The organism is Acidovorax sp. CCYZU-2555, assembly GCF_018413525.1.
Lineage (GTDB): Bacteria > Pseudomonadota > Gammaproteobacteria > Burkholderiales > Burkholderiaceae_C > Comamonas.
This window is the reverse complement of sequence record NZ_JAHCDD010000093.1, coordinates 1-19966: the sequence shown is the minus strand read 5'-3', so window position 1 is coordinate 19966 and position 19966 is coordinate 1. Positions and strand designations below refer to the sequence as shown.

General features: G+C 64.5%; 19 protein-coding genes and 1 pseudogene. 5 read left to right on the top strand and 15 right to left on the bottom strand.

Annotated features, from left to right (window positions below; translation table 11 throughout):
- Positions 1–193: pseudogene (locus tag KHY18_RS23750) on the top strand (MFS transporter); the annotation flags it as partial.
- 77 nt (positions 194–270) lie between these two features.
- Here KHY18_RS23750 and KHY18_RS23745 read toward each other — a convergent pair.
- The 4 genes from KHY18_RS23745 to KHY18_RS23730 form a co-directional block, all read right to left on the bottom strand.
- On the bottom strand, positions 271–1254 hold the full coding sequence (locus KHY18_RS23745) for an alpha/beta hydrolase family protein (RefSeq protein ID WP_213305864.1): 984 nt from the start codon (positions 1252–1254) through the stop codon (positions 271–273).
- 654 nt (positions 1255–1908) lie between these two features.
- A complete protein-coding gene (locus KHY18_RS23740) occupies positions 1909–2316 on the bottom strand; it encodes a hypothetical protein (RefSeq protein WP_213305861.1) in 408 nt (135 codons plus the stop codon).
- A 905-nt stretch (positions 2317–3221) separates the two neighbouring features.
- Positions 3222–3764 (bottom strand): glycine zipper 2TM domain-containing protein, encoded by a 543-nt coding sequence (locus KHY18_RS23735; RefSeq protein WP_213305858.1) that lies wholly within the window; start codon positions 3762–3764, stop codon positions 3222–3224.
- A gap of 982 nt (positions 3765–4746) precedes the next feature.
- A complete protein-coding gene (locus tag KHY18_RS23730) occupies positions 4747–5244 on the bottom strand; it encodes a MarR family winged helix-turn-helix transcriptional regulator (RefSeq protein WP_249729345.1) in 498 nt (165 codons plus the stop codon).
- A gap of 117 nt (positions 5245–5361) precedes the next feature.
- Here KHY18_RS23730 and KHY18_RS23725 point away from each other — a divergent pair, with 117 nt between their 5' ends.
- Positions 5362–6237 carry an alpha/beta fold hydrolase gene (locus KHY18_RS23725; protein ID WP_213305856.1) on the top strand — a complete coding sequence of 292 codons (876 nt, stop codon included), beginning with the start codon at positions 5362–5364 and terminating at the stop codon, positions 6235–6237.
- A 22-nt stretch (positions 6238–6259) separates the two neighbouring features.
- Positions 6260–7249 carry a Bug family tripartite tricarboxylate transporter substrate binding protein gene (locus tag KHY18_RS23720; protein ID WP_213305854.1) on the top strand — a complete coding sequence of 330 codons (990 nt, stop codon included), beginning with the start codon at positions 6260–6262 and terminating at the stop codon, positions 7247–7249.
- 43 nt (positions 7250–7292) lie between these two features.
- Here the strand turns inward: KHY18_RS23720 and KHY18_RS27370 are convergent, their stop codons facing one another.
- Both KHY18_RS27370 and KHY18_RS23710 read right to left on the bottom strand, forming a co-directional pair.
- On the bottom strand, positions 7293–7559 hold the full coding sequence (locus tag KHY18_RS27370; protein WP_349630334.1) for a hypothetical protein: 267 nt from the start codon (positions 7557–7559) through the stop codon (positions 7293–7295).
- 345 nt (positions 7560–7904) lie between these two features.
- The gene (locus KHY18_RS23710; RefSeq protein ID WP_213305850.1) at positions 7905–9380 is read right to left on the bottom strand and encodes an aminotransferase-like domain-containing protein; all 1476 of its coding nucleotides are present in this window, start codon (positions 9378–9380) and stop codon (positions 7905–7907) included.
- Positions 9381–9466: 86 nt separating this feature from the next.
- On the opposite strand from KHY18_RS23710, the gene KHY18_RS23705 reads away from it, so the two are divergent.
- Complete coding sequence (locus tag KHY18_RS23705) at positions 9467–10090, top strand: LysE family translocator (protein WP_213305848.1); 624 nt, start codon at positions 9467–9469, stop codon at positions 10088–10090.
- Positions 10091–10184: 94 nt separating this feature from the next.
- Here KHY18_RS23705 and KHY18_RS23700 read toward each other — a convergent pair whose 3' ends face one another.
- Genes KHY18_RS23700 through KHY18_RS23665 form a run of 8 tightly spaced genes read right to left on the bottom strand, consistent with a single transcriptional unit; the run spans position 10185 to position 17473 of the window.
- A complete protein-coding gene (locus KHY18_RS23700) occupies positions 10185–11282 on the bottom strand; it encodes a Rieske 2Fe-2S domain-containing protein (protein ID WP_213305846.1) in 1098 nt (365 codons plus the stop codon).
- Between the two features lie 47 nt (positions 11283–11329).
- The gene (locus KHY18_RS23695; protein ID WP_213305843.1) at positions 11330–12289 is read right to left on the bottom strand and encodes a PDR/VanB family oxidoreductase; all 960 of its coding nucleotides are present in this window, start codon (positions 12287–12289) and stop codon (positions 11330–11332) included.
- A gap of 38 nt (positions 12290–12327) precedes the next feature.
- Positions 12328–12891, bottom strand: coding sequence for a MarR family winged helix-turn-helix transcriptional regulator (locus KHY18_RS23690; RefSeq protein ID WP_213305840.1), 564 nt, complete (start codon positions 12889–12891; stop codon positions 12328–12330).
- Between the two features lie 28 nt (positions 12892–12919).
- Positions 12920–13642 (bottom strand): ABC transporter ATP-binding protein, encoded by a 723-nt coding sequence (locus KHY18_RS23685; RefSeq protein ID WP_213305837.1) that lies wholly within the window; start codon positions 13640–13642, stop codon positions 12920–12922.
- A 4-nt stretch (positions 13643–13646) separates the two neighbouring features.
- Positions 13647–14405, bottom strand: a complete 759-nt coding sequence (locus tag KHY18_RS23680; RefSeq protein WP_213305834.1) for an ABC transporter ATP-binding protein — start codon at positions 14403–14405, stop codon at positions 13647–13649.
- Complete coding sequence (locus tag KHY18_RS23675; protein ID WP_213305831.1) at positions 14402–15415, bottom strand: branched-chain amino acid ABC transporter permease; 1014 nt, start codon at positions 15413–15415, stop codon at positions 14402–14404. The genes KHY18_RS23680 and KHY18_RS23675 overlap by 4 nt, the downstream gene beginning before the upstream one ends.
- Positions 15412–16269: a branched-chain amino acid ABC transporter permease gene (locus tag KHY18_RS23670; RefSeq protein WP_213305828.1), complete on the bottom strand. Its 858-nt coding sequence runs from the start codon at positions 16267–16269 to the stop codon at positions 15412–15414. Before KHY18_RS23670 ends, KHY18_RS23675 begins: the two co-directional genes overlap by 4 nt.
- A 19-nt stretch (positions 16270–16288) precedes the next feature.
- The gene (locus KHY18_RS23665; RefSeq protein ID WP_213305825.1) at positions 16289–17473 is read right to left on the bottom strand and encodes an ABC transporter substrate-binding protein; all 1185 of its coding nucleotides are present in this window, start codon (positions 17471–17473) and stop codon (positions 16289–16291) included.
- Between the two features lie 317 nt (positions 17474–17790).
- On the opposite strand from KHY18_RS23665, the gene KHY18_RS23660 reads away from it, so the two are divergent.
- On the top strand, positions 17791–19452 hold the full coding sequence (locus KHY18_RS23660; protein ID WP_502769401.1) for an FMN-binding glutamate synthase family protein: 1662 nt from the start codon (positions 17791–17793) through the stop codon (positions 19450–19452).
- 57 nt (positions 19453–19509) lie between these two features.
- Here the strand turns inward: KHY18_RS23660 and KHY18_RS23655 are convergent.
- Positions 19510–19966, bottom strand: a 457-nt coding sequence (locus KHY18_RS23655; protein WP_502769400.1) for an ACP S-malonyltransferase, incomplete at its 5' end; no start/stop codon positions are given.

Here is a 19966-nt window from a genome sequence, read left to right as displayed (position 1 = left end):
CGCGCTGGCTGCGACGCCGGCGATGCTGATGACGGGCGCGGCCATAGGCCCGGTGCTGGGGGGCACGCTGGTCAAGTCTTTTGGCTATGGCAGCCTGGCCATTGCAGCGATGGCCATTGCGGTTGTCGCGCTGCTGTGCTTTTCTCGATTGCCTGCCACAGGGGCTGCGCCGAGGCATCGGGCCGTGGCTTGATTTCTGCGGATACAGGCTGCGTCCGGCTTGGGTTGCCGTCAGCGACGCATCAGCGCCGATACGGCGGCCGCACGAATTCAATGCGTCGTCAGTGTTTTGCGGAAAAAGGCAACAACGGCTGCATTGAAGCTCATATGGAACGCTTCCCTATCGAAGTCGGGAGCACTGGCGCAAATGGCGGGGGCAAGCGCTGCCAGCGCTTTGCTGCACGGAGCCAGGAAGTCGAAATGTCCTGCGCCAGGCACGACGTGATAGTCCGGCGCATGCGGCAACGCGAGCCGGACTGCTTCCGCGTAGCGTGGATGCGGCACAAGCATGTCGTTCTCGGCGCGCCACAGTTGCACCGGTACATTGATGTTCTTGAGCCCATCCGGCGCGAAAGTGAAGCCAAGCGCGGGCGCGGCCACCACGGCTGCCTTAAAGCGAGCATCTGCCACATTGGCTGCTACAGACGGCGCGACGGGGTGGCTGCTCTTTGCCAGGAGTTGGCATGCAAAATCGCCAGGGTATTGGCGGCACATGGGAGCGATCTTCGAGAATTCAGGCACCCCACCGATGCTCGCGAGCGTGGTGAAGCCGCCTGCGGAGAAGCCGAACATGCCAATGCGCGTCGGGTCGATGGATGTACGACCATTCCAGCTTGTCAGCATGTGGTCGGTCACTCGACTGATCTGTCGGGGGCGGTCCATGATGTCGACGCTGCGGCTCTGGTCCGCATAGTTGTCGCCCGTGTGCGTGACGGCGGCCACAACAAAGCCCGCATCAGCCAGCGCGATGGCCGTATCGAAATGCCCAAGGAATGAGCCACCGCTGCCGTGCGACATCATCACCAGCGGTAGCGCCGTTCCCTGGATCGGTCCGTTGACCGCAACGCTCATGGTCGTCGGGCCCATTTGTATGGGAAGGGCTGCGATCTGACTCGGATACCAGATACCGATTTCGAGCGGCTTTCCCTCCGGATCGACGACAAAACCATGCTGAAAACCTGAGGCATAGGCACTGGTTCCAGCAATAGCCAAGGATGCCGCCAGCGTGCGCAATTTGGTGTTGAACGCTTTCATGGTGAAGCCTGGAGTGTGAATGACGCTGGCGATTGTCGGGGTTGGCCGCTAATTTAGCGTGCGTCTTGCGACGAACTGCCGATTCCGTTCGCCAAGTACTCACAGCAAGCGCGAAGTGGCGCGCTGCGAACTCTATCAGAGGGGTGCACGCTATTTACCTGAGGGAGTTCGCTTTCACGATTCGGAAGCCTCTGGAGTCCAAAACATCTGCAGAGATGTTCGACGCTTGTGTTGCATCGAACGGTTGAATCCACGGCTTAAAGCTGCCTGCTGCAGGCTATTTCCGCTTTGCAGCGGTTGCCGCCACCCATGGCCTCCTCACGAGCGTTCGGTCACAACCACATAGCGGTCATCCGAGCACCAAGGCGCGAGCTAGCCCTGTGACGGCTTTCGGGTGAGTAGTCGACACTGGCCATCAGTGCACTCCAAGGGGCTGCTCGATGTCCGCTATCGCGGTGCATGGATAGGCGCTGCCGACCCATTGCGGTCGTCCAGGCTTCATAGACTGACGTCGGCTTTGCAGCGATTGCTGCCGATCAACTCTCCGATATGAATGACTGTTCAGAGCCTAGGGGCGGTCATTTCGTGAACTAAAAAGGTAGTTGGCCGAGGTCTGGAATTGTCTAGGAAAGGCTGGTCAATTCACACGCTGATTCAGATAGGAACAATGATGCAGCGCTTTAGTGGCACCTCCATCCTAATTTCATAATCGATCACACCGCTGCCCTGTTGCCGAGCTCCCTGTTGAACATGCATGAACTCTTCCTCACCCAGATGCAGCTCAATGCGCCACATCGGAGCTATAGGAGCAAAGCCGATCGCATCTTTGAGAGACTCGGGGTCGTAACGGTTAATCCTGACAGAGCACCAATGAGTCGAACGGCTACTGCTTAGAGGGCTAGCCCGTACGGTCTGCGTTCCATCTTCATTGCATTGGAATGTGCTCGGATCAACTCTTGTGTAGTGATAGAACACATATGGTGGCGACAAAATTGTTGAACGTGGAGCTCCCACATTCCATTCATGATGAACGTAGTCAACCGAAACAAAAGGAATTGTCATGTTGTCTGCTTGAAATAAAGAGGCAGTGTAGACCATTCGCAGCGAGCAAAAGAAAGAGTGAATCGACCAGAGTTTTGTAGAAATGGCTGGTCCAAACTGATCTATAGAAGTTCATGCTTGATCGAACATTGTTCAATGCTCCTAAAACTTTCGTCCTGTGATCCTTGCAATCCAGTGACTGCTTTATGTAGCAGCAGTCATTTCACTTGTTGAGTTGAACGTCTGCAACCAGTCTGTAGCTGTCCTGCGGAGGAACGTGGCTGCTGTCTGCTAATGGCCGGGACCGTGAGGTCGCTATGGAGCCAGGTAGCCGTCATTCCGGCTGCGACCTGGCTTTGGCCTATGGCGGCTATCTGTGCAGCAGGCAGACTAGTGCTACCGGCCATCTGCTGCCGCTCGCGAACGACCGCTGTGCCGCCAGCCAAAGTGGAAGGCCAAGTCGCTTCCTAACCTTGAGTCGAGTCGGCCGTGCGACGGTTCAAGGCTGGTTTCTTTGCTGTGTGTGCACGGCAACAGAGGAAATCGGGCGATAAACTCATTCGATCTGCGCGCTCGGCAGTAGAGGACGGCGGCAGGCCAAGAGCGCTGCACTTGGTGTCCCTAGCGAGGTATTCAGATCTCGCGATAGTCGGGTCCGCCAGCGTGTGCCGTCATTCGCGGCCAGGAGCCGGGTTCACGGTGCGTGGCGTGAAGCCGTTCTTGGAGGAGGCTGGCACCGGCCTGATCGTCGACACCATGCTGTCGGCCGCGCTATATATGTTAGCCCTGCCGCCCGACCGACCTCTAATCGAGGCGGAGATAGCTTCAGATCATGCTGTTGGATGCCACCGGCTGGCAGGTGCAGCGCTGGGCATTAGCATCATGCGCCCTGGCTCGCTGCTGGTCGAGCCTGGACGGCGTGTGGCTCAAGACGTCGGCGGTGTCGTGTCGACCTGGCCGTCCTTGACCGGCAGCGTGGCGCCAGGGCGAAACGAGGTTCGCGCCACTCCGTCCTTGCCATTCAGGCGGTAACTCACGTCGTAGCCAACAAACTTCTTCGACTTCTCTTGCACCGTCTTGCAGCGCTGCTCGGCAGTCGTGACAACGTCACCTTGCTGCATGTTCTTCTGCACCTGGTTGCCGGCGTAGCCGCCTGCCGCGGCGCCGGCCACGGTGGCCACTTTCTTGCCGGTGCCACCGCCGATCTGGTGACCGAGCACGCCGCCGAGCAGCGCGCCACCCACACTGCCGAGCAGGCGGTTCTCGTCCTTGACAGGCGCCTGGTGACGCACCTGCACCGTCTTACACTGTTCGCGCGGCGTCGTCACGGTTTCCGTGACCTCCTTGACGCCCACCACCTCGGCGAGTTTGGGCTGCGACAGCTTCTGGTAACCCGTGACAGCACCCGCGCCCAGCATCGCCATTGCAATGCCGCCAACCGCGATACCTTTGATCATCGATTTATCCATGGGTTGCTCCTGTAATAGCCCGCGTCGATTGTCGCGCCCGCCGGCCGACTGCGTGGCAGAAGGGGCCGGGATCTGGTGTAAGAAATCGCGACATGTGCGTCGCTTCGGTGTCGGACGTAGCCAGAGCCAGGGATTGGAGGTGCCGCCCTGGCGGCAGCGCAACCTCAGGAAGCCGCTGTCCAGAATGCCGCAATCGAGGAAGGCGTCGAACCCGTCCCTGATGAACCGCGGCAGCTCCCATTCGGTGCTGGCGTTGTATGCAGGATGATGCTGGCCGCAAGCTGCTGCCACTAGGCGGTACAGCGTCGTCTGCTCAGGGCGGTGGCGTTCGTAGTGACGAGGGGCGTTATAGGGCGCCCGCTGGGGCTGCCGGCCGATGGCTTGTACGCGAGGCTCCCGATGTGGTGAGCCCGCACCGCCTCAAACCGTGCGCTAAGCCTCAATCGCCATGAGTGCTGCCAGCCGATGTGTTCTCTCCGTTGCGGCGCCTCCTGCGAGTTACTGCGAGGGTTTCCGACCGGCAGCTTCAGAGCGGCGAGTTCCGGGCAGCGGATGTCAACTCAGGGTCGTCAGCGACTGTTCGCCGCTTGCGAGAGCTGCCGTTCATGTCGTCTGGGGAATTGCAACCCAGCAAGTTTCCGGTCTTGCGCTCATAGCGGACGTTTGACCTGATAGCGGGTCAACGTCTGCTCTTGGCGGTAGCGGTCACAAGCTTGCCAAAGTTCAGCGGCTGCAACCAGCCTGTAACGGTCATCCAACAAAACCACCCCGCCTACACTCCCATCCCGAGTCCGAACGGCCAAAGCTTTCGAAACAAACACTCAACGTGATGCAGCAGGCGGCAGAGTTACTGAGGCAATGCGCTGCCCAGCGACGGAAAGTCACTCTGCCGCAAAACTAGGCCACCATTTCCGCCCATCCGCCCTCTCACAGCAAGTTGTGACCTGCCGCAAGCCCACGCGAGACATTCAACGCAAGTAGCTCACACCCGCCAATGCTCCTTGCCATTCCACTCCGGCCCATGCGCACAAAGCTTCTGCAGCAAGCCTTCGAACGTCGCCCGTTCCGCAGCCGATAGGCAAGACATCATGTCGTTTTCCCGCTTTTCCAGCGCCGGCATGAAGGTGTCATGCATGCGCCGGCCCTCTGCGGTGATGTGAATGGTGAGCCGGCGTTTGTCCTGCGGGTCGGACTCGCGGCGCACCAGGCCTTTGGTTTCGAGGGCGGTGATGGCGCGGCTGATGTTGTTTTTCAGGTGACCGGAGAAGTCGCAGATGTCGGCCGCCGAAATGCCATCGCGGAAATACAGAAAGATCAGCGACAGGATCTCCGGGCGCGTGAGTCCGTGCGTGGCCTCGATGGCACGGAATGATGGCTCGCGGTAGGAGTTGATCATGTAGCCCAGCTTGTAGGCGAAGGGGATCTTCACCCCGTCGAGGATGTCACTGATGGGAGGCTGCATGGCGAGGTCATTGGGCATGCCGCAAGTATAGGAACAGCGGGCGCACCTGGGGAATACCCAGGCCGCACATAGTTCCATATGGAACCATACCATCCTATACTGCCCAGGCTTCAACCGACAAAGTGACAGCCTTCGATGACCCGAAACTACCTATACAGCGGCACCGCCGAGCACCCGGTATACGCCGACATCGTCGCCGCCCAGCCCGGTGCGCACAAGCCGCCCATCGTCATGGTGCATGGCGGATTCCACAACGGCACGGCCTATCTGGCCACGCCCGACGGGCGCGAAGGCTGGGCCCCGCTCTTTGCACGGCGCGGCCACGATGTGTATGTGATGGATTGGCCCGGCCATGGCCGCTCGCCAAGCTCTGCAGCCTTCAACGAACTCTCGACGGTGGATGTCGGGCGCTCGCTGGGCGCGCTGCTGCAGGAAATCGGCCCGGCCATCGTGTTCGCGCATTCGGCGGGCGGCCCCATCGCCTGGTGGGTGGCGGAGAATTTCCGTGAGTATGTGGTCGCCGTGGTCGGTCTCGCACCGGGTGCGCCTGCCAATCTCGTGCCCGCGCTTGCGACCGAGCCCGCGGCAGACCCTGGCGGCCATGCCATCTACGCGCCCACGGATCGCCCGGCCTTTGTCGACCGCGCGTTCATTCGCAAGTTCTGGGCAAACAGCCCCAGGTTTCCACAGCAGGCGTTCGAGGCCTATGCCCGTTCCATAGGGCCGGAAAGCCCGCGCATCCTGAACGAGCGCTTCAACATCGGCGCCAGCGGCTTGTACTTGCAGCATCCCGAACGGCTCGCCGGCTTGCCCATGCTGGTGCTGACCGGGGACCACGACCCGCGCCATCCCAAGGACACAGACGGCCCACTGGCCGCTTTCCTGGGGGCCGACTTCGTCTGGCTGCCCGATCGGGGCATCCTGGGCAACGGCCACATGCTGATGATCGAAGACAACAGCGCGCAGATCGCCGCGCTGGTCGCGCACTGGCTGGAAGAACAAGGTATTTGAGACAAAACAACAAGGAGACAAGATGCAATCTCACCTGACGCGCCGACAGGCACTCCAGCTGCTGGCCCTCCCCGCGACCGGCGCAACGGCACTGGGCAGTCTGGCGCAGGGCGGCGCCTATCCATCGAAGCCCATCAAGATCATCGTTCCCTGGACCGCGGGCGGCGGCGGCGATGCGCTGGTGCGCGCCATGGCGCCCGTGCTGGCCCAGCGTCTGGGCCAACCCGTCATCATCGACAACCGCCCGGGCGCCATAGGCACCATTGGCAGCCTTGCGGGGGCCAGAAGCCCGGCAGACGGCTATACGCTGATCTACGGCACGGCAGATTCGCACTCCATTGCGCCGCACATTCTCAAGCCCATGCCATATGACGCGATCAAGGCGTTCACGGCCGTCGCGCCTTTGGGGTTCACGCCGCTCAAGGTGATGGTCCATGCCTCGCACCCCGCAAAGACCTTGGCGGAATTCCTGCAGCTGGCGCGCCAGGCCAAGGAGCCGCTGACCTATGGCTCCTGGGGCCAGGGAAGCTCGGGGCAGATCATCATGGAAGTGCTCAAGCAGGCCACGGGCGCCGACTTGCTGCATGTGCCCTACAACAGCACCGCGCCGCTGATGCAGGCCCAGCTCGGCAAGCAGATCGACTGCGCCATCATTCCGACGCTGGTCGCGGAGCAGCATGTGGCGGCGGGCACGGTGCGCATGCTGGCCATCACCGCGCCGCAGCGCATGCCCGCCTACCCCCAGGTGCCCACGCTCAAGGAGTTTGGCGTGGCTATCGACATCGGGCCCTGGCTGGGCTTCCTGGCGCCCGCCAGGACACCCGCGGACGTGGTCGCCAAGTTGCACGCTGCCATCGAAAGCGCATTGGGTGAGCCCCAAGTCATGGAGAGCATGCGCAAGATGTCCATGGTGATGACGCCCATGGCGATTGCGGCCTACCAGCAGTTCTACGAACACGAGTACGCGCGCTGGGGAAGCTATATCCGTTCGGCGAACATCGTCCTCAGTTGACACGGCCCTGCGGGACTTGCCGCTCGAGCAACGTGGAGACTAGCTATTTTTTGGCTTTGGCCGAAGAGCGCCGAGTTGTTTTGACAGGAGGGATAGGAGCCTCCTCTGTCTTGGCGGGACGTCCCGTCTTGATAGATGGCACAGCGTGCAAGGCCACCAGCAGTTGCTTGTCGTCCAGGCCGGACAACAGCTTGATCCCTGCACGCAGCAGTTCGCTTTTCTTGACCACCTCGCCCTGAAGAGCAGCGCGCCGCTTCAGTCCATCAATCGCTTCATATTCATCCTTGGGAATGGTGAAACTGTCGCGCACCAGCTTGGGCTTCTTGGGCTGCGTGTCGCTAGCAACTGGCGCAGGCGCTACCGCGGGTGCGGGAGTCGGGGCGGTTGCCGCGCTGGTTGGTGCGGATGCAGCGGGGGCCTTGGGAGTGGACGATCTGGGCTTGCGAACCGACATGGTGGTGACCTCCCAAAAACTATATATATCGTTTATACAGTTTTCTTCCAGTTACCGATAGTTCTTCTGATCCGGTCGGGTCAAACCGCCGTCGCCGACCGGAACTCCCGGGATAGGCGCCAGCGTCGCAATGCCCCACAGCTGTAGACGCGTTGGGGCGTGAGACCGGAACTTGTCCACCTGGCCAGGGGCTGTGCTGAATCACCTCAGCAGCTGGGTCAGCGCGCTGCGTTCCGCGGCACTGTCCACCATAGACACCGGCAAGCGCAACATCGTCGATGGCTGCTGATGGGCGGAAAACAGCACGCCTGGTGCCAACAGCACGCCATCGACGGCGGCTTTGCGTGCCAGCAGTTCGGTATCGCGGCCTGCGTCCACCCAGACGAACATGCCGGCATTCGGCTCCTGGTGCACTTCCAGACCCAGAGTGCTCACAAATTTGAGGCAACGTTGTCGCGCTTCGTCCAGTCGCTCGCGCAGGCGCAGCACATGTTTGCGGTACAGGCCATCGGCCAGAATGCGATGCACGACGCGCTCGCCCAGTTCCGATGTGGTGAGGCCGCTGAGCAGTTTGGCATCGGTCAGCGCGGCGATGCGCTGGGGCTGGGCCGCGATGTAGCCCATGCGCAGACTGCCGGCCAAGGTCTTGGAGAAACCTCCGACCAGCATGACGCGGCGCAACCGGTCCAGCGTTGCCAGGCGCACGGGCTGGCCTGGGTGAAAGTCGGCGTAGGTGTCATCCTCCAAAATCGCAAAATCGTATTGTTCGGCCAGCCGCAGCACGTCATACGCCACGCCCAGCGTGAGACTGAAACCCGTGGGGTTGTGCACCGCCGTGTTGGTGATGAACAGTTTGGGGCGGTGGGCCTGTGCCAACTGCTCCAGCACCTGCAGATCCGGTCCCTCGGGCCCGCGTGGCACGGCCTGCACCTGCAGCCCCAGGGAGCGCAGCATGCCAAACACCATGAACCATGCCGGGTCCTCGACCAGCACGGTATCGCCGGGACGCAGCAGGCTGCGCAAGATCAGGTCCATGCCTTGGGTGACACCTGCCGTGGTCATGAGTTGCTGCTCAGGGTCTACCGTCAGGCCTTGGGCCAGCAAATAGCCCGCCAACTGCTGGCGCAGCGGCGCGTAGCCTTGCGGCGCGCCATAGCCCAGCAGCTGAATGCCCGCGCTGCGGCCCACGGCGCGCACGGCGGCGTTGAGCATTTCGTGGTCCATCCAGCTGGGCGGCAAGATGCCCACGCTGCCATCGAACTGCGTGCCGTCCACCGCACGGAACATGCTGCGCAGCAGGTAGGGCGTGTCAAAGGCCTGGTCCGCCGCCAATATCGGCTTTTTGTCCTTTAAAGGCGCTTGTGCCGTGCGCTGCGCGGTCACAAAAAAACCGGCGCCCGGGCGCGATTGCAAGGCGCCTTGCGCCACCAGGCGGTCATAGGCCAGCACCACGGTATCGCGGCTCACGCCCGCGTCATCGGCCAGCTGGCGCACCGAGGGCAAGCGCGTTCCGGTGCGCAGGCTGTGGCTGTGCAGCAGCTGCGTGCAGTGCGCCACCAACTGCTCCACCAAGGGCGGCGATCCCGGCCCACGCAGGGGCTGCCAGCCCAGCACGTTGCTGGCCGCGGCTGTCTGGGATGGGCCCGCAGCAGCAACTGGCCGGTTGTTTTTAGCCATACAGTGGGTGTAGTGATAAGTGAAACTGTACGGACACTGTACTGCTTTAGCTTCCTAGAATGCAAGCACCGCATTGGGAGCAAGTTATGAATTGGATGCCCGTCAATACCGAGTTGGCCGCGTTAGTGCCGATGGCGATGTTCATCATCGTCAGCTCCATCACGCCAGGGCCGAACAATGTGATGCTGGCCGCGTCAGGCGCCAACTTCGGCTACCAGCGCAGCGTGCCGCACATGCTGGGCATTTCGGTGGGCGGCGCTGTCATGCTGCTGCTGGTGGGCGCGGGGCTGGGCAAACTGTTTGAACAGGTGCCGCAGTTGTATGTGCTGCTGCAATGGGTAGGCGCGGTCTATCTGCTCTGGCTGGCCTGGAAAATCGCCCACAGCGGCCGCATACAGCTGGCCCAAGCCAGCCCCAAGCCGCTCAATTTCCTGCAAGCTGCCGCCTTCCAGTGGGTCAATCCCAAGGCCTGGATACTGTCGGTGGGGGTGATCGCCGCCTATACCAACCCCGGCAACTATTGGGCCAGCTTGCTTTTGGGGGCGGTCACCATGTTGGTGGTGAACTACCCCTGCATCAGTGTGTGGACGCTGTTCGGCGCCATTATCGGCGGCTGGCTGCAGTCACCGCGGGCGCTGCAGTTCTTCAATTGGGGCATGGCAGGCTTGCTGCTGCTTTCGCTGTGGCCCATGTTGGCGGGCCATCTGTAAATAGGAACCGCCGGCCAGTGACTTCCGGCAGGGCGAACACCGTTGAAGGCGGGCGCGGCTGCCTGTAGTCCTGGCCGACTGCCAGTGGACAAATCTAGCCCGCCTGCTGCGCCTGCTGCTCCAGCAATTTGGAGACAATGCGGCGCGCGCGGTTGCCGCCCACGTCGACATGGATGTCGGTCCAGGTCGCGCGCTCGCCGAACTCCAGCATGTTGCGGTACTGGGCTTCGATCACCAGCCGGTCTTCGTCGAACGTGAAGGCGGTCTGCTGGATCACGGCGTCGATGTTGTCGGGCATGTCGGGGTACTTGGTGCTCGACATGCTCCAGAAGTAGTGGCAGGTGTCGTCGGTTTCGGGCGTGATGCCGTGAAATCCGCGCATGTGGAAGCCGCCGCGCTCGGGGTCGTCGATGGCGTCGGTGCCGGGCTCGAGCGCGCCGGTCCAGATGCGCAGATGGCTCACGTCGAACTCGATTTCCTGCCAGCGATCGCACTTGTCGCCAAACGGCCAGGCCGCCTTGTAGGTGGGTGGCGGCGTGGAGCCGGGCATCAGGCGCACGACCTTGACGCGGTCGCCTTCGGCAGTGACCTTCATTTCGGCATTCATGTGCAGGCGCGCGTTGCCGCCAATGGTCTGCAGGTGCACATAGCCCAGGTGGCTCAGGTCCAGCAAATTGTCGTGGATCAGCTGCCAGGGCGAGTTGTAGTGGTAGTTGCCGCTACCGAACTTGTAGCGCGGGTCGTCGTGGTACGGGTAGTCGGGCGGCGCCTTGCCGGCTTCGGCGCCTTCGATGCGCGGCATCCAGATCCAGACGATCTGGTTCTTCTCCTGCACCTGGTAGGCCTTCACCTTGGCCTTGGCCGGAATGCGCTCCTGGCCAGGAATCTCTATGCACTGGCCGCTGGGCGCGTACAGCATGCCGTGGTAGCCGCAGCGCACCCCCCCTCCTTCGACGGTGCCGCACGACAGCGGCAGCGAGCGATGGCAGCAGCGGTCTTCGAGCGCCGCCACCTGCCCTTCGCCGGTGCGAAACAACACCACCTTCTGGCCCAGGAACGTGCGCGCCAGCGGTTTGTCGGTCAGCTCGGACGAGAAGCCGGCGACATACCACTGGTCGAGCGGAAAGCGGCTGGCGTCGGGTGCGCGCGCGGCGGACTGGGCCTGGATGGGAATGCAAGCGGTGGCGGTCATGGGAAGTCTCCTGTCTTATTGCGGGTAGGGAAATGGCGGCGCGGGCTTCAGAGATCGAGCACCAGCAGCGGCGTCAGGGCGCGCGAGCAGCACGGCGTGAACTGGTCGTTGGCGGCGCGCTCGCTGTCGGTGAGAAAGCTGTCGCGGTGGTCGGGTACGCCTTCGAGCACGCGCGTGAGGCAGCTGCCGCAGATGCCCGATTCGCACGAGTACGGCACGTCGACGCCCGCGGCCGTGAGCACTTCGAGCACGCTTTTGTCCTTGGGAATGGCATAGCTCTGGCCGCTGCTGGCCAGGCGCACATTGAAGGCGCCGTCGGTTTCCAGCGTCGTGGCCGTGCCCGCGAAGAACTCCCGGTGCAGCTGGGCCTCGGGCCAGCCATGGCGGCGCGCGCTGTCGAGCACATGGTTCATGAAGCCCGCGGGGCCGCAGACATAGAGATGGGTGCCGTCTTCGGGCGCGGCCAGCAGCGCGTCGGCGTCGAAGCGCTGGGCGCAGTCGCCGTCGTCGGCGTGCACTTGCACCTGGCCGGCGAACGGCGCCTGGGCCAGCGCCGGCACAAAGGCCATGCGCGCCGCGGCCCGGCCGCAATAGTGCAATGCAAAGCGCTCACCGCCCGAGTGCAGCGCCTGGGCCATGGCCCAGATAGGCGTGATGCCTATGCCGCCGGCCAGCAGCAGGCTGCGCGCCGCCCCGGCGGCCAGTTCGAAATGGTTGCGCGGCGCGCTGATGGTGAGCAGCTGCCCCACCTGCACCTGCTCGTGCATGCCTTGCGAGCCGCCGCGCGACTGCGGCTCGCGCAGCACGGCGATGCGGTAATGGTCGCGCGTCGCGGGGTCGTTGCACAGCGAATACTGGCGCACCAGGCCGGGCGCGACATGGACGTCGACATGCGCGCCGGCGCTGAACGCCGGCAGGGCCTGGCCCGCGGGATGGACCAGCTCGAAGCTGCAGATGCCTTCGGCTTCCACGCGCCGGCTGCGAACGATGACTTGCAATGCACTCATGGTGGGTAACGGGCTTGATCGCCCTGATCGCTGTTGAATCAGTCTTCGGCCTTGCGCCGGCTGGCGCCTTTGGCCTGGGGAAAATGCTGTGCCGCATAGGCCTGGGTCGCAGTCTCGACCGCGGGCAGGTTCTCGTGCAGGCGCCGCAGCATGCTCATCAGCAGCTCGGCTTCGGCGCTGTCGAGCACCGACAGAAAGGCGCGCTCGCGCTCCAGCGCCATGCCCATGATCTGGTCGTGCAGCGTGCGGCCCGCGGGCGTGAGCACGGCGATGCGCAGCCGCCCGTCCGTGGGATCGAGTTCGGTGCGGATCAGGCCGCGCTCCTGCATGCCCTTGAGGCAGCGGCTGATCGAGCCCTTGTCCATGCCGATCACGCGCGAAATCTGCTGCGCCGAAATCGAGCCCTCGATGGCCAGCAGCACCAGGCAGCGCCAGGTCTCTATGCCCACGTCGAAGATCTCGAGGTAGTGCTGCGAGGCGCCGCGCGAGAGCTTGTTGGCGATCCAGGTCAGGTAGGCCGGTACGTAGTGCTCCAGATCCACCACGTGCGGGGCGCTGGAGACGGGGGCTGCGGAAGGCTTGCTGGCGTTCTTTTTGGTCATGGTCAATCAGGTTGGAAACAGGAGGTTGTCAGTGGACAGCCATGCCCACCCAACGCTCTAGCGTAGCGGTGTCTGCAAGCAGTTGCGCCGCCGGCGCCGCATGCACTACCGTGCCGTGGTCCAGAATCAGCGCGCGCTGCGCGTAGTGCAGGGCTTCGTCCACCTGCTGCTCGACGATGATGGTCGCGATGCCGGTCTGCTGCGCCATGCGCGCGAAGGCCTGCAGCAGCTCCTGGCGTATCAGCGGCGCCAGGCCTTCGAGCGGCTCGTCGAGCAGCAGCAGCCGGGGCTGGCCCAGCAGCGCGCGCGCCACCGACAGCATCTGCTGCTCGCCGCCCGACAGCTGGCTGCCGCCATTGCGCCGGCGCTCGGCCAGGCGCGGAAACAGCGCATAGGCTTCGTCGAGCGCACTGCGCGGGCGGCGCTTGAGGCCGGCGAGCAGGTTCTCTTCCACCGTCAGCGACGGGAAGATGTCGCGCGTCTGCGGCACATAGCCCAGGCCCAGCGCTGCGCGCTGGTGCGGCGGCAGACCCGCGATCTCCTGGCCCATGAACTGCAGGCTGCCGCTCCTCAGCGGCAACAGGCCCATGATGGCGCGCAGCGCCGTGGTCTTGCCCACGCCGTTGCGGCCTATCATCGCCAGCCGTTCGCCGGCATGCATCTCGAACGACAGGCCGTCGAGCACCGTGGTCGGGCCGTAGCCGGCGACGACGTCGCGCAGCGCGAGCAGGGGTTGTGTGGCGGTGTTCATGTCTTCAGCCTCCCAGGTAAGCGGCGCGCACCAGCGGGTCGCGGCGTATGGCCTCGGGGCTGCCGTCGGCGAGCACCGCGCCTTCGGCCAGCACGACGATGCGCGTGGCAAAGCGGAACACCAGGTCCATGTCGTGCTCGATGATCAGCACCGCGAGCTCGCGCGGCAAGGCATCGAGCGCGGCCAGCAGCCGCGCGCCGTCGCCCTTGGGCACGCCGGCCATGGGCTCGTCGAGCAGCAGCACCTTGGGCCGCAAGGCCAGGGCCAGCGCCATTTCGATCAACCGCTGCTCGCCATAGGCGAGGTCTTGCGTGGGCGTGGCCGCATGGGCCTGCAGCCCGAAACGCGCGAGCATGTCGCGGGCTTCGGCCTGCAGCGCGGGGTAGCTGTCGATGCTGCGCCACAGGCGCCCGGTGAGGCCTTCGCGTTCGAACAGCGCCAGCTCGATCTGGCGCTGCACCGGAAAATGCGGCGCCAGCGTGGTGATCTGGAAAGTGCGCGCCAGGCCCGCGCGCACCCGGCCCGCCTGGCTGGTGCGCGTCACGTTCTCGCCGCGCAGCCAGATTTCGCCCGCGCTGGGGGCCAGCACGCCGCTGATCTGATTGACCAGCGTGGTCTTGCCCGCGCCGTTGGGGCCTATCAGTGCCAGACGATCGCCGGCGCGCAGCGCGAACGACACATTGCGCGTCACATGCAGGCCGCCGAAGCGCTTGTCCAGCGCCTTCACGTCGAGCAGGGTTTCGGGAGTGGACACAGCGTTCATCGCGCAGCTCCCGCGCGGCGGCGCAGCCAGGCCCAGGCCCGGGCCGGCGGCACGAACACCACCAGCATCAGCAGACCGCCGACGACGAACAGCCAGTGGTAGGGATTGATGGACGCGGCCGTGTGGTGCAGCAGCGTGAACACCGTGGCGCCGACCAGCGCGCCGCTCAGTTGCCCGGCCCCGCCCAGAATGAGCATCACCAGCGCCTCGGCGGACAGCCCGAACGCCAGGCTGTCGGTACCGACCACCGCATTGGTCTGGGCCGACAGCGCGCCGGCCGCGCCCGCAAGCGCCCCGGCCACGGTGTACAGCACCCACAGCCGACGAAACACCGGCGTGCCCAGCGCCGCCATGCGCGCGCGGTTTTCGTGGATGCCGCGCAGCGCCAGCCCGAACGGCGACTGCACCAGGCGCTGGGCCGCGTAGAACAACAGCACCAGCACCGCCAGCGCGTACAGGGCGGCGACACGGCCTTCGAGATCGAACTCGAAGCGGCCCAGCAGCGGCGCCATGGTGAAGCCCGACAGGCCGTCATCGCCGCCGGTCCAGTCGCGTGCCTTTTGCACCAGGCTCAGCACGATCTGCGACACCGCCACCGTGAGCATCAGGAACGTGAAGCCCTGGTAGCGCAACAGAAAAGCGCCCGAGACCAGCGCCGTGAGCGCGCCGGCAGCGATGCCCACGCCCAGGCCCAGCAGGGGATCGGCGTGCGCATGCAGCGCGAACAGTCCGGCCGCATACGCGCCCAGGCCGAACAGCGCCGCATGGCCCAGCGTGGCCAGGCCCGCCACACCGACCACCAGATCGAGCGACAGCACGAACAGCCCGGCGATGAAGATGCGCGTGATCAGCCCCAGCTGATCGGGAAACAGCGCGCAGGCCGCAAGGCCGGCGATCAGCAGCAGCAAAGGCGCGCGCCAGGGCGGCGCACAGCGCGGGGCCTGGGCCGCTGACGCGGGCGCGGCCGCGGCGGCCACGGCCGGCACGGAATGGGTTATTGAGGAGTTCATCGCTTGAGAAGTCCGTTGGGACGCCAGGCCAGCAGCGCGGCCATGGCGACAAAGAAGAACAGGCTGCCCCAGCCCGACGCCAGGTAGCGGCTCGCGGTTTCAATCGTGCCCAGCAGCACGGCCGCGAGCAGCGAGCCCGCGATGGAGCCCATGCCGCCGACTGCCACCACGACCAGCACCAGCACCAGGTACTTGAGCGCGTAGTACGGCTCCAGCGGCATCAGCTCGGCGCCCAGAATGCCGCCGAAGCCGGCCAGCGCCGCGCCCGCGGCAAAGCTCGCGCACTGCACGGTGCGAATCGGAATGCCCAGCGCCGAGGCCGTGCCGCTGTGGTCCACGGCGGCGCGCAGCCAGACACCAAAACGCGTGCGCGTGACGGTCCAGGCCGCCGCGGCGGCCACGGCCAGGCCCGCGCCTATGACCAGCAGGCGCTGCGCGGGCAGCGTGCGAAAGCCCAGATCCACCGAGCCCGCGAGCAGCGGCGGCAGCGTGATCAGCTGTACCTGCGGGCCGGCGATGGCATTGGTCGTGGCAATCAACACAAAGCTCAGGCCGATGGTGAACAGCACCTGGTCCAGCTCCTTGCGGCGATAGAGGTGGCGCAATACCAGCGCCTCGAGCACCGCGCCCAGCAGCGCCGTGGCGGCGATCGCCATCGGCACGGCCAGCCAGAAGCTCCACTGCGCTTCGCGGGTCAGCCAGGCCGCGCAGTAGCCGCCGACCATGGCGAACGCGCCATGGCTCAGGTTGACGAAGCGCATCAGGCCCAGCGTGACCGACAGGCCCACGGCGATGACGAACAGCACCATGCCGTAGGCCAGGCCGTCGATCAGGATATTGAAAAGCGTGGTCATGGCGAGCGACGCTGGCGGCTTACTTGCCCAGGCCGAAGTCGGTCTGCGGGCCGAAGCTCTGCACTTCGGTGTTGACCAACTGGCCGCCCACGCGCTCCACCTTGCGCAGGTAGACGTTCTGCGTGATGTGGCGCGTCTTGGCATCCATGCGCACCGGGCCGCGCGGGCTTTCCCACTGCAGCGTGCGCGCCGCGGCCAGCGCCTTGGCGCCGTCTTTCCTGCCGTCGGTGGCTTCTATCATCTTGTGGATCACATACATGCCGTCCCAGGCCCCCACCGAGGCATAGTTGGCCACGGCCGCCGGGTCGCGCTTTTTCAGCGCCTCGACGAACTTGCGGTTCTCGGGCGAGTCATGCGCGCCCGCATAGTGGAAGGCAGTGGTGAGGCCCAGCGCCGCATCGCCGAATTTCTGCAGATCGAACTCGTCGGTCTCGGCCGTGCCCAGAAACTGCACGCCGGCCTTGGCCAGGCCGTTCTCGTTGTAGGCCTTGACGAAGCCCAGGTTGGGCGGGCCGCCGGGCAGGAAGGTGTAGACCGCCTGCGCGCCGCTGGCCTTGATGCGCTGCACGAACGGGCCGAAGTCGGTGGTGGCAATCGGCATGCGAATGCTCTCGACGACGGTGCCGCCCTGCTTCGCGAACTCGCTCTTGAACGCGGCTTCGGCGTCAATGCCCGGGCCGTAATCGGTCACCGCCGTGACCACTTTCTTCATGTTCTGCTTGGCGGCCCACTGCGCCAGCGGCACGGTGACCTGCCACAGCGTATAGCTGGTGCGCAGAAAGTAGTCGGACTTCTCGGTGATCGCCGAAGTCGCGGCATTGAAGACCACGGTGGGCGTGCGCGACTGCTGGATCAGCGGCGCCACGGCCAGCGCGTTGGGCGTGAAGACAAAGCCGCCCAGGTAATCCACCTTGTCCTTGACGATCAACTCCTGCACCAGCGTGCGGGTCTGGCCGGGATTGGGGCCGCCGGTGTCGCGGTAGATGAACTCTATGTCCTTGCCCGCGAGCTTGCCGCCCTGGCTTGCCACATAGGCCTCGACGCCCGCCTTGAACAGCGCGCCGTAATGCGCGAACGGCCCCGAGAACGGCCCTATCACCCCGACCTTGACGGCGGTGCTTTGCGCCAGGACCGGCGTGGAAGCCAGGGCCAGGCCGGATGCGGCGATCAGCGCGCAGGCAAGGGTGCGACGGAAGGGGTTCATCGGGAGTCTCCTGGTTCGCTTGCGTGACAAATCTGCCGCAAGTCGTGTTGATATGCGTCAAATTATGGTTGGCATACCAACCAGTTGCAATGCCAACTTGTTAGGTGTTTTCCCGGGAGACCGTAAAAATGGAAAATTTCGGCGGGGCCGTTATTGCCCGGCCATCAGGCACAAAGGCGTGCGGGCTGTGGAACTCGGCCAGCGGGCAGAGCCACTCAATCACAGTGATCAGTAGCAGCAACGCCAGCATGACAACCGCTGCGCGCCGTCCTAGGGCATGCTGTACCCCTGCCATGCAACAAACCCAAGGAAACGCCGTGAGCCTATCCCTTCTGAGCCGCTACGCCTTTTTTGCAGGCTGCGTGGCGTTCAGCCTCGCCAGTCTGCCGTTTCTCTCTCACAGCGGCGTCTGGCCCTTCACGCTGATCACCAGCGCGCTGAGCCTGCTGGGCCTGTTCGATCTGCTGCAAAGCGCCCATGCCGTGCGCCGCAACTACCCCATCCTGGGCAACATCCGCTATCTGGTCGAAGGCATACGCCCGGAAATCCGCCAGTACCTGCTCGAATCCGACAGCGATGCCTTGCCGTTCTCGCGCGCCCAGCGCTCGCTGGTCTATTCGCGCGCCAAGAATGAAACCGCCGACAGGCCGTTCGGCACGCTGGTCGATGTCTACCAACCGGGGTTCGAGTTCATCAGCCATTCCATGCGCCCCGCGCCTCTGAGCGACCCCGACGGCTTTCGCGTCACCATCGGCGGACCGCAGTGCACCCAGCCCTACTCGGCATCGGTCTTCAATATCTCGGCGATGAGCTTCGGCTCGCTCAGCGCCAACGCCATCCGCGCCCTGAACCAGGGCGCGAAGCGCGGCAACTTCGCCCACGACACCGGCGAAGGCAGTATCAGCCCCTACCACCGCGAGCATGGCGGCGACCTGATCTGGGAGCTGGGCAGCGGCTACTTTGGTTGCCGCACCGACGACGGCCGTTTCGACCCGCAGCGCTTCGCCGAGCAGGCGCGCTCGCCCCAGGTGCGCATGATAGAAATCAAGATGAGCCAGGGCGCCAAGCCCGGCCATGGCGGCATTCTGCCCAAGCACAAGGTGACGCTGGAAATCGCGCAGACCCGCGGCATTCCCATGGGCCAGGACTGCATTTCGCCCTCTAGCCACAGCGCGTTTTCCACGCCGCTGGAAATGGTCCGCTTCATTGCCCAATTGCGCACCTTGTCCGGCGGCAAGCCCGTGGGCTTCAAGTTCTGCCTGGGCCACCCCTGGGAATTCATGGCCATCGCCAAGGCCATGCTCGAGACCGGCATTCTCCCGGACTTCATCGTCGTCGACGGCAAGGAAGGCGGCACCGGCGCCGCGCCGGTTGAATTCACCGACCACATGGGTGCGCCCATGCGAGAAGGCTTGCTGTTCGTGCACAACACGCTGGTCGGGCTGAACCTGCGCGACAAGATCAAGCTCGGCGCCAGCGGCAAGATCGTCAGCGCCTTCGACATCGCCAGCGTGCTGGCCATAGGCGCCGACTGGTGCAATTCGGCGCGCGGCTTCATGTTCGCCATCGGCTGCATCCAGTCTCAAAGCTGCCACACCAACAAGTGCCCGACCGGCGTGGCCACCCAGGACCTGTTGCGCCAGCGCGCGCTGGTGGTGCCCGACAAGGCGGCGCGGGTGTTCAACTTTCACCGCAACACCCTCAGGGCGCTGGCCGAGATGCTCGCGGCCGCCGGCCTCACGGACCCGTCGCAACTGCAGGCCAAGCATCTGGTGCGCCGCATGTCGGCCACGGAAATCAAACTGTTCTCGCAACTGCATGTGTTCCTCAAGCCAGGCGAGTTGCTCACGGGAGAAGTCCAGGGCGAGTTCTATTCGCGCATGTGGCAGGTGGCACGCGCCGACAGCTTCGAGCCCCACAGCGAAGACGCCACGGCAGAAAACAAGCTCTGTGATGCGGATACTTTCGAGCCTGCGTGAAGGGGGCTGATGGCCAGGCGATGCAGCGCCGAGCTTGGCGCGTGGGAATAGACAGCATCAGCTGTCGTCATGGCGATTGAGCCAGGCGGCAATGGCGGCGGCACTGCGAAAGTCGTCGCAGGCGCGCGCCGCAATGCCGGGGTAGCGCTGGTTCCACATGCGGGCCAGGGCCTGGCCCGGGCCGATCTCCAGCACGCAGCGCACTTGCCGCGCCATGATGTTTTCCAGGCACTCGTCCCAGCGCACGGTGGTGGCGATCTGCGCCGCCAGTGCCTGCGCGGCCGACGCCGCGTCGCGGATGCGATCGGCCGCATTGCTGTACAGCGTGATTGTTGGCGCGCGCAGCGCCACGGGCGCCAGAGCGCGCGCAAAATCCGCGGCCGCGCCCTGCATCCACGGCGTATGCGAAGCCACGCTGACGCGCAACGGCGTGCAATGCGCGCCTTCGAGCGCAGCCATTGCCTGCGCCGGCGCCAACGCCGCCACCGGGCCGCCCAGAACAACGCTGTCGATG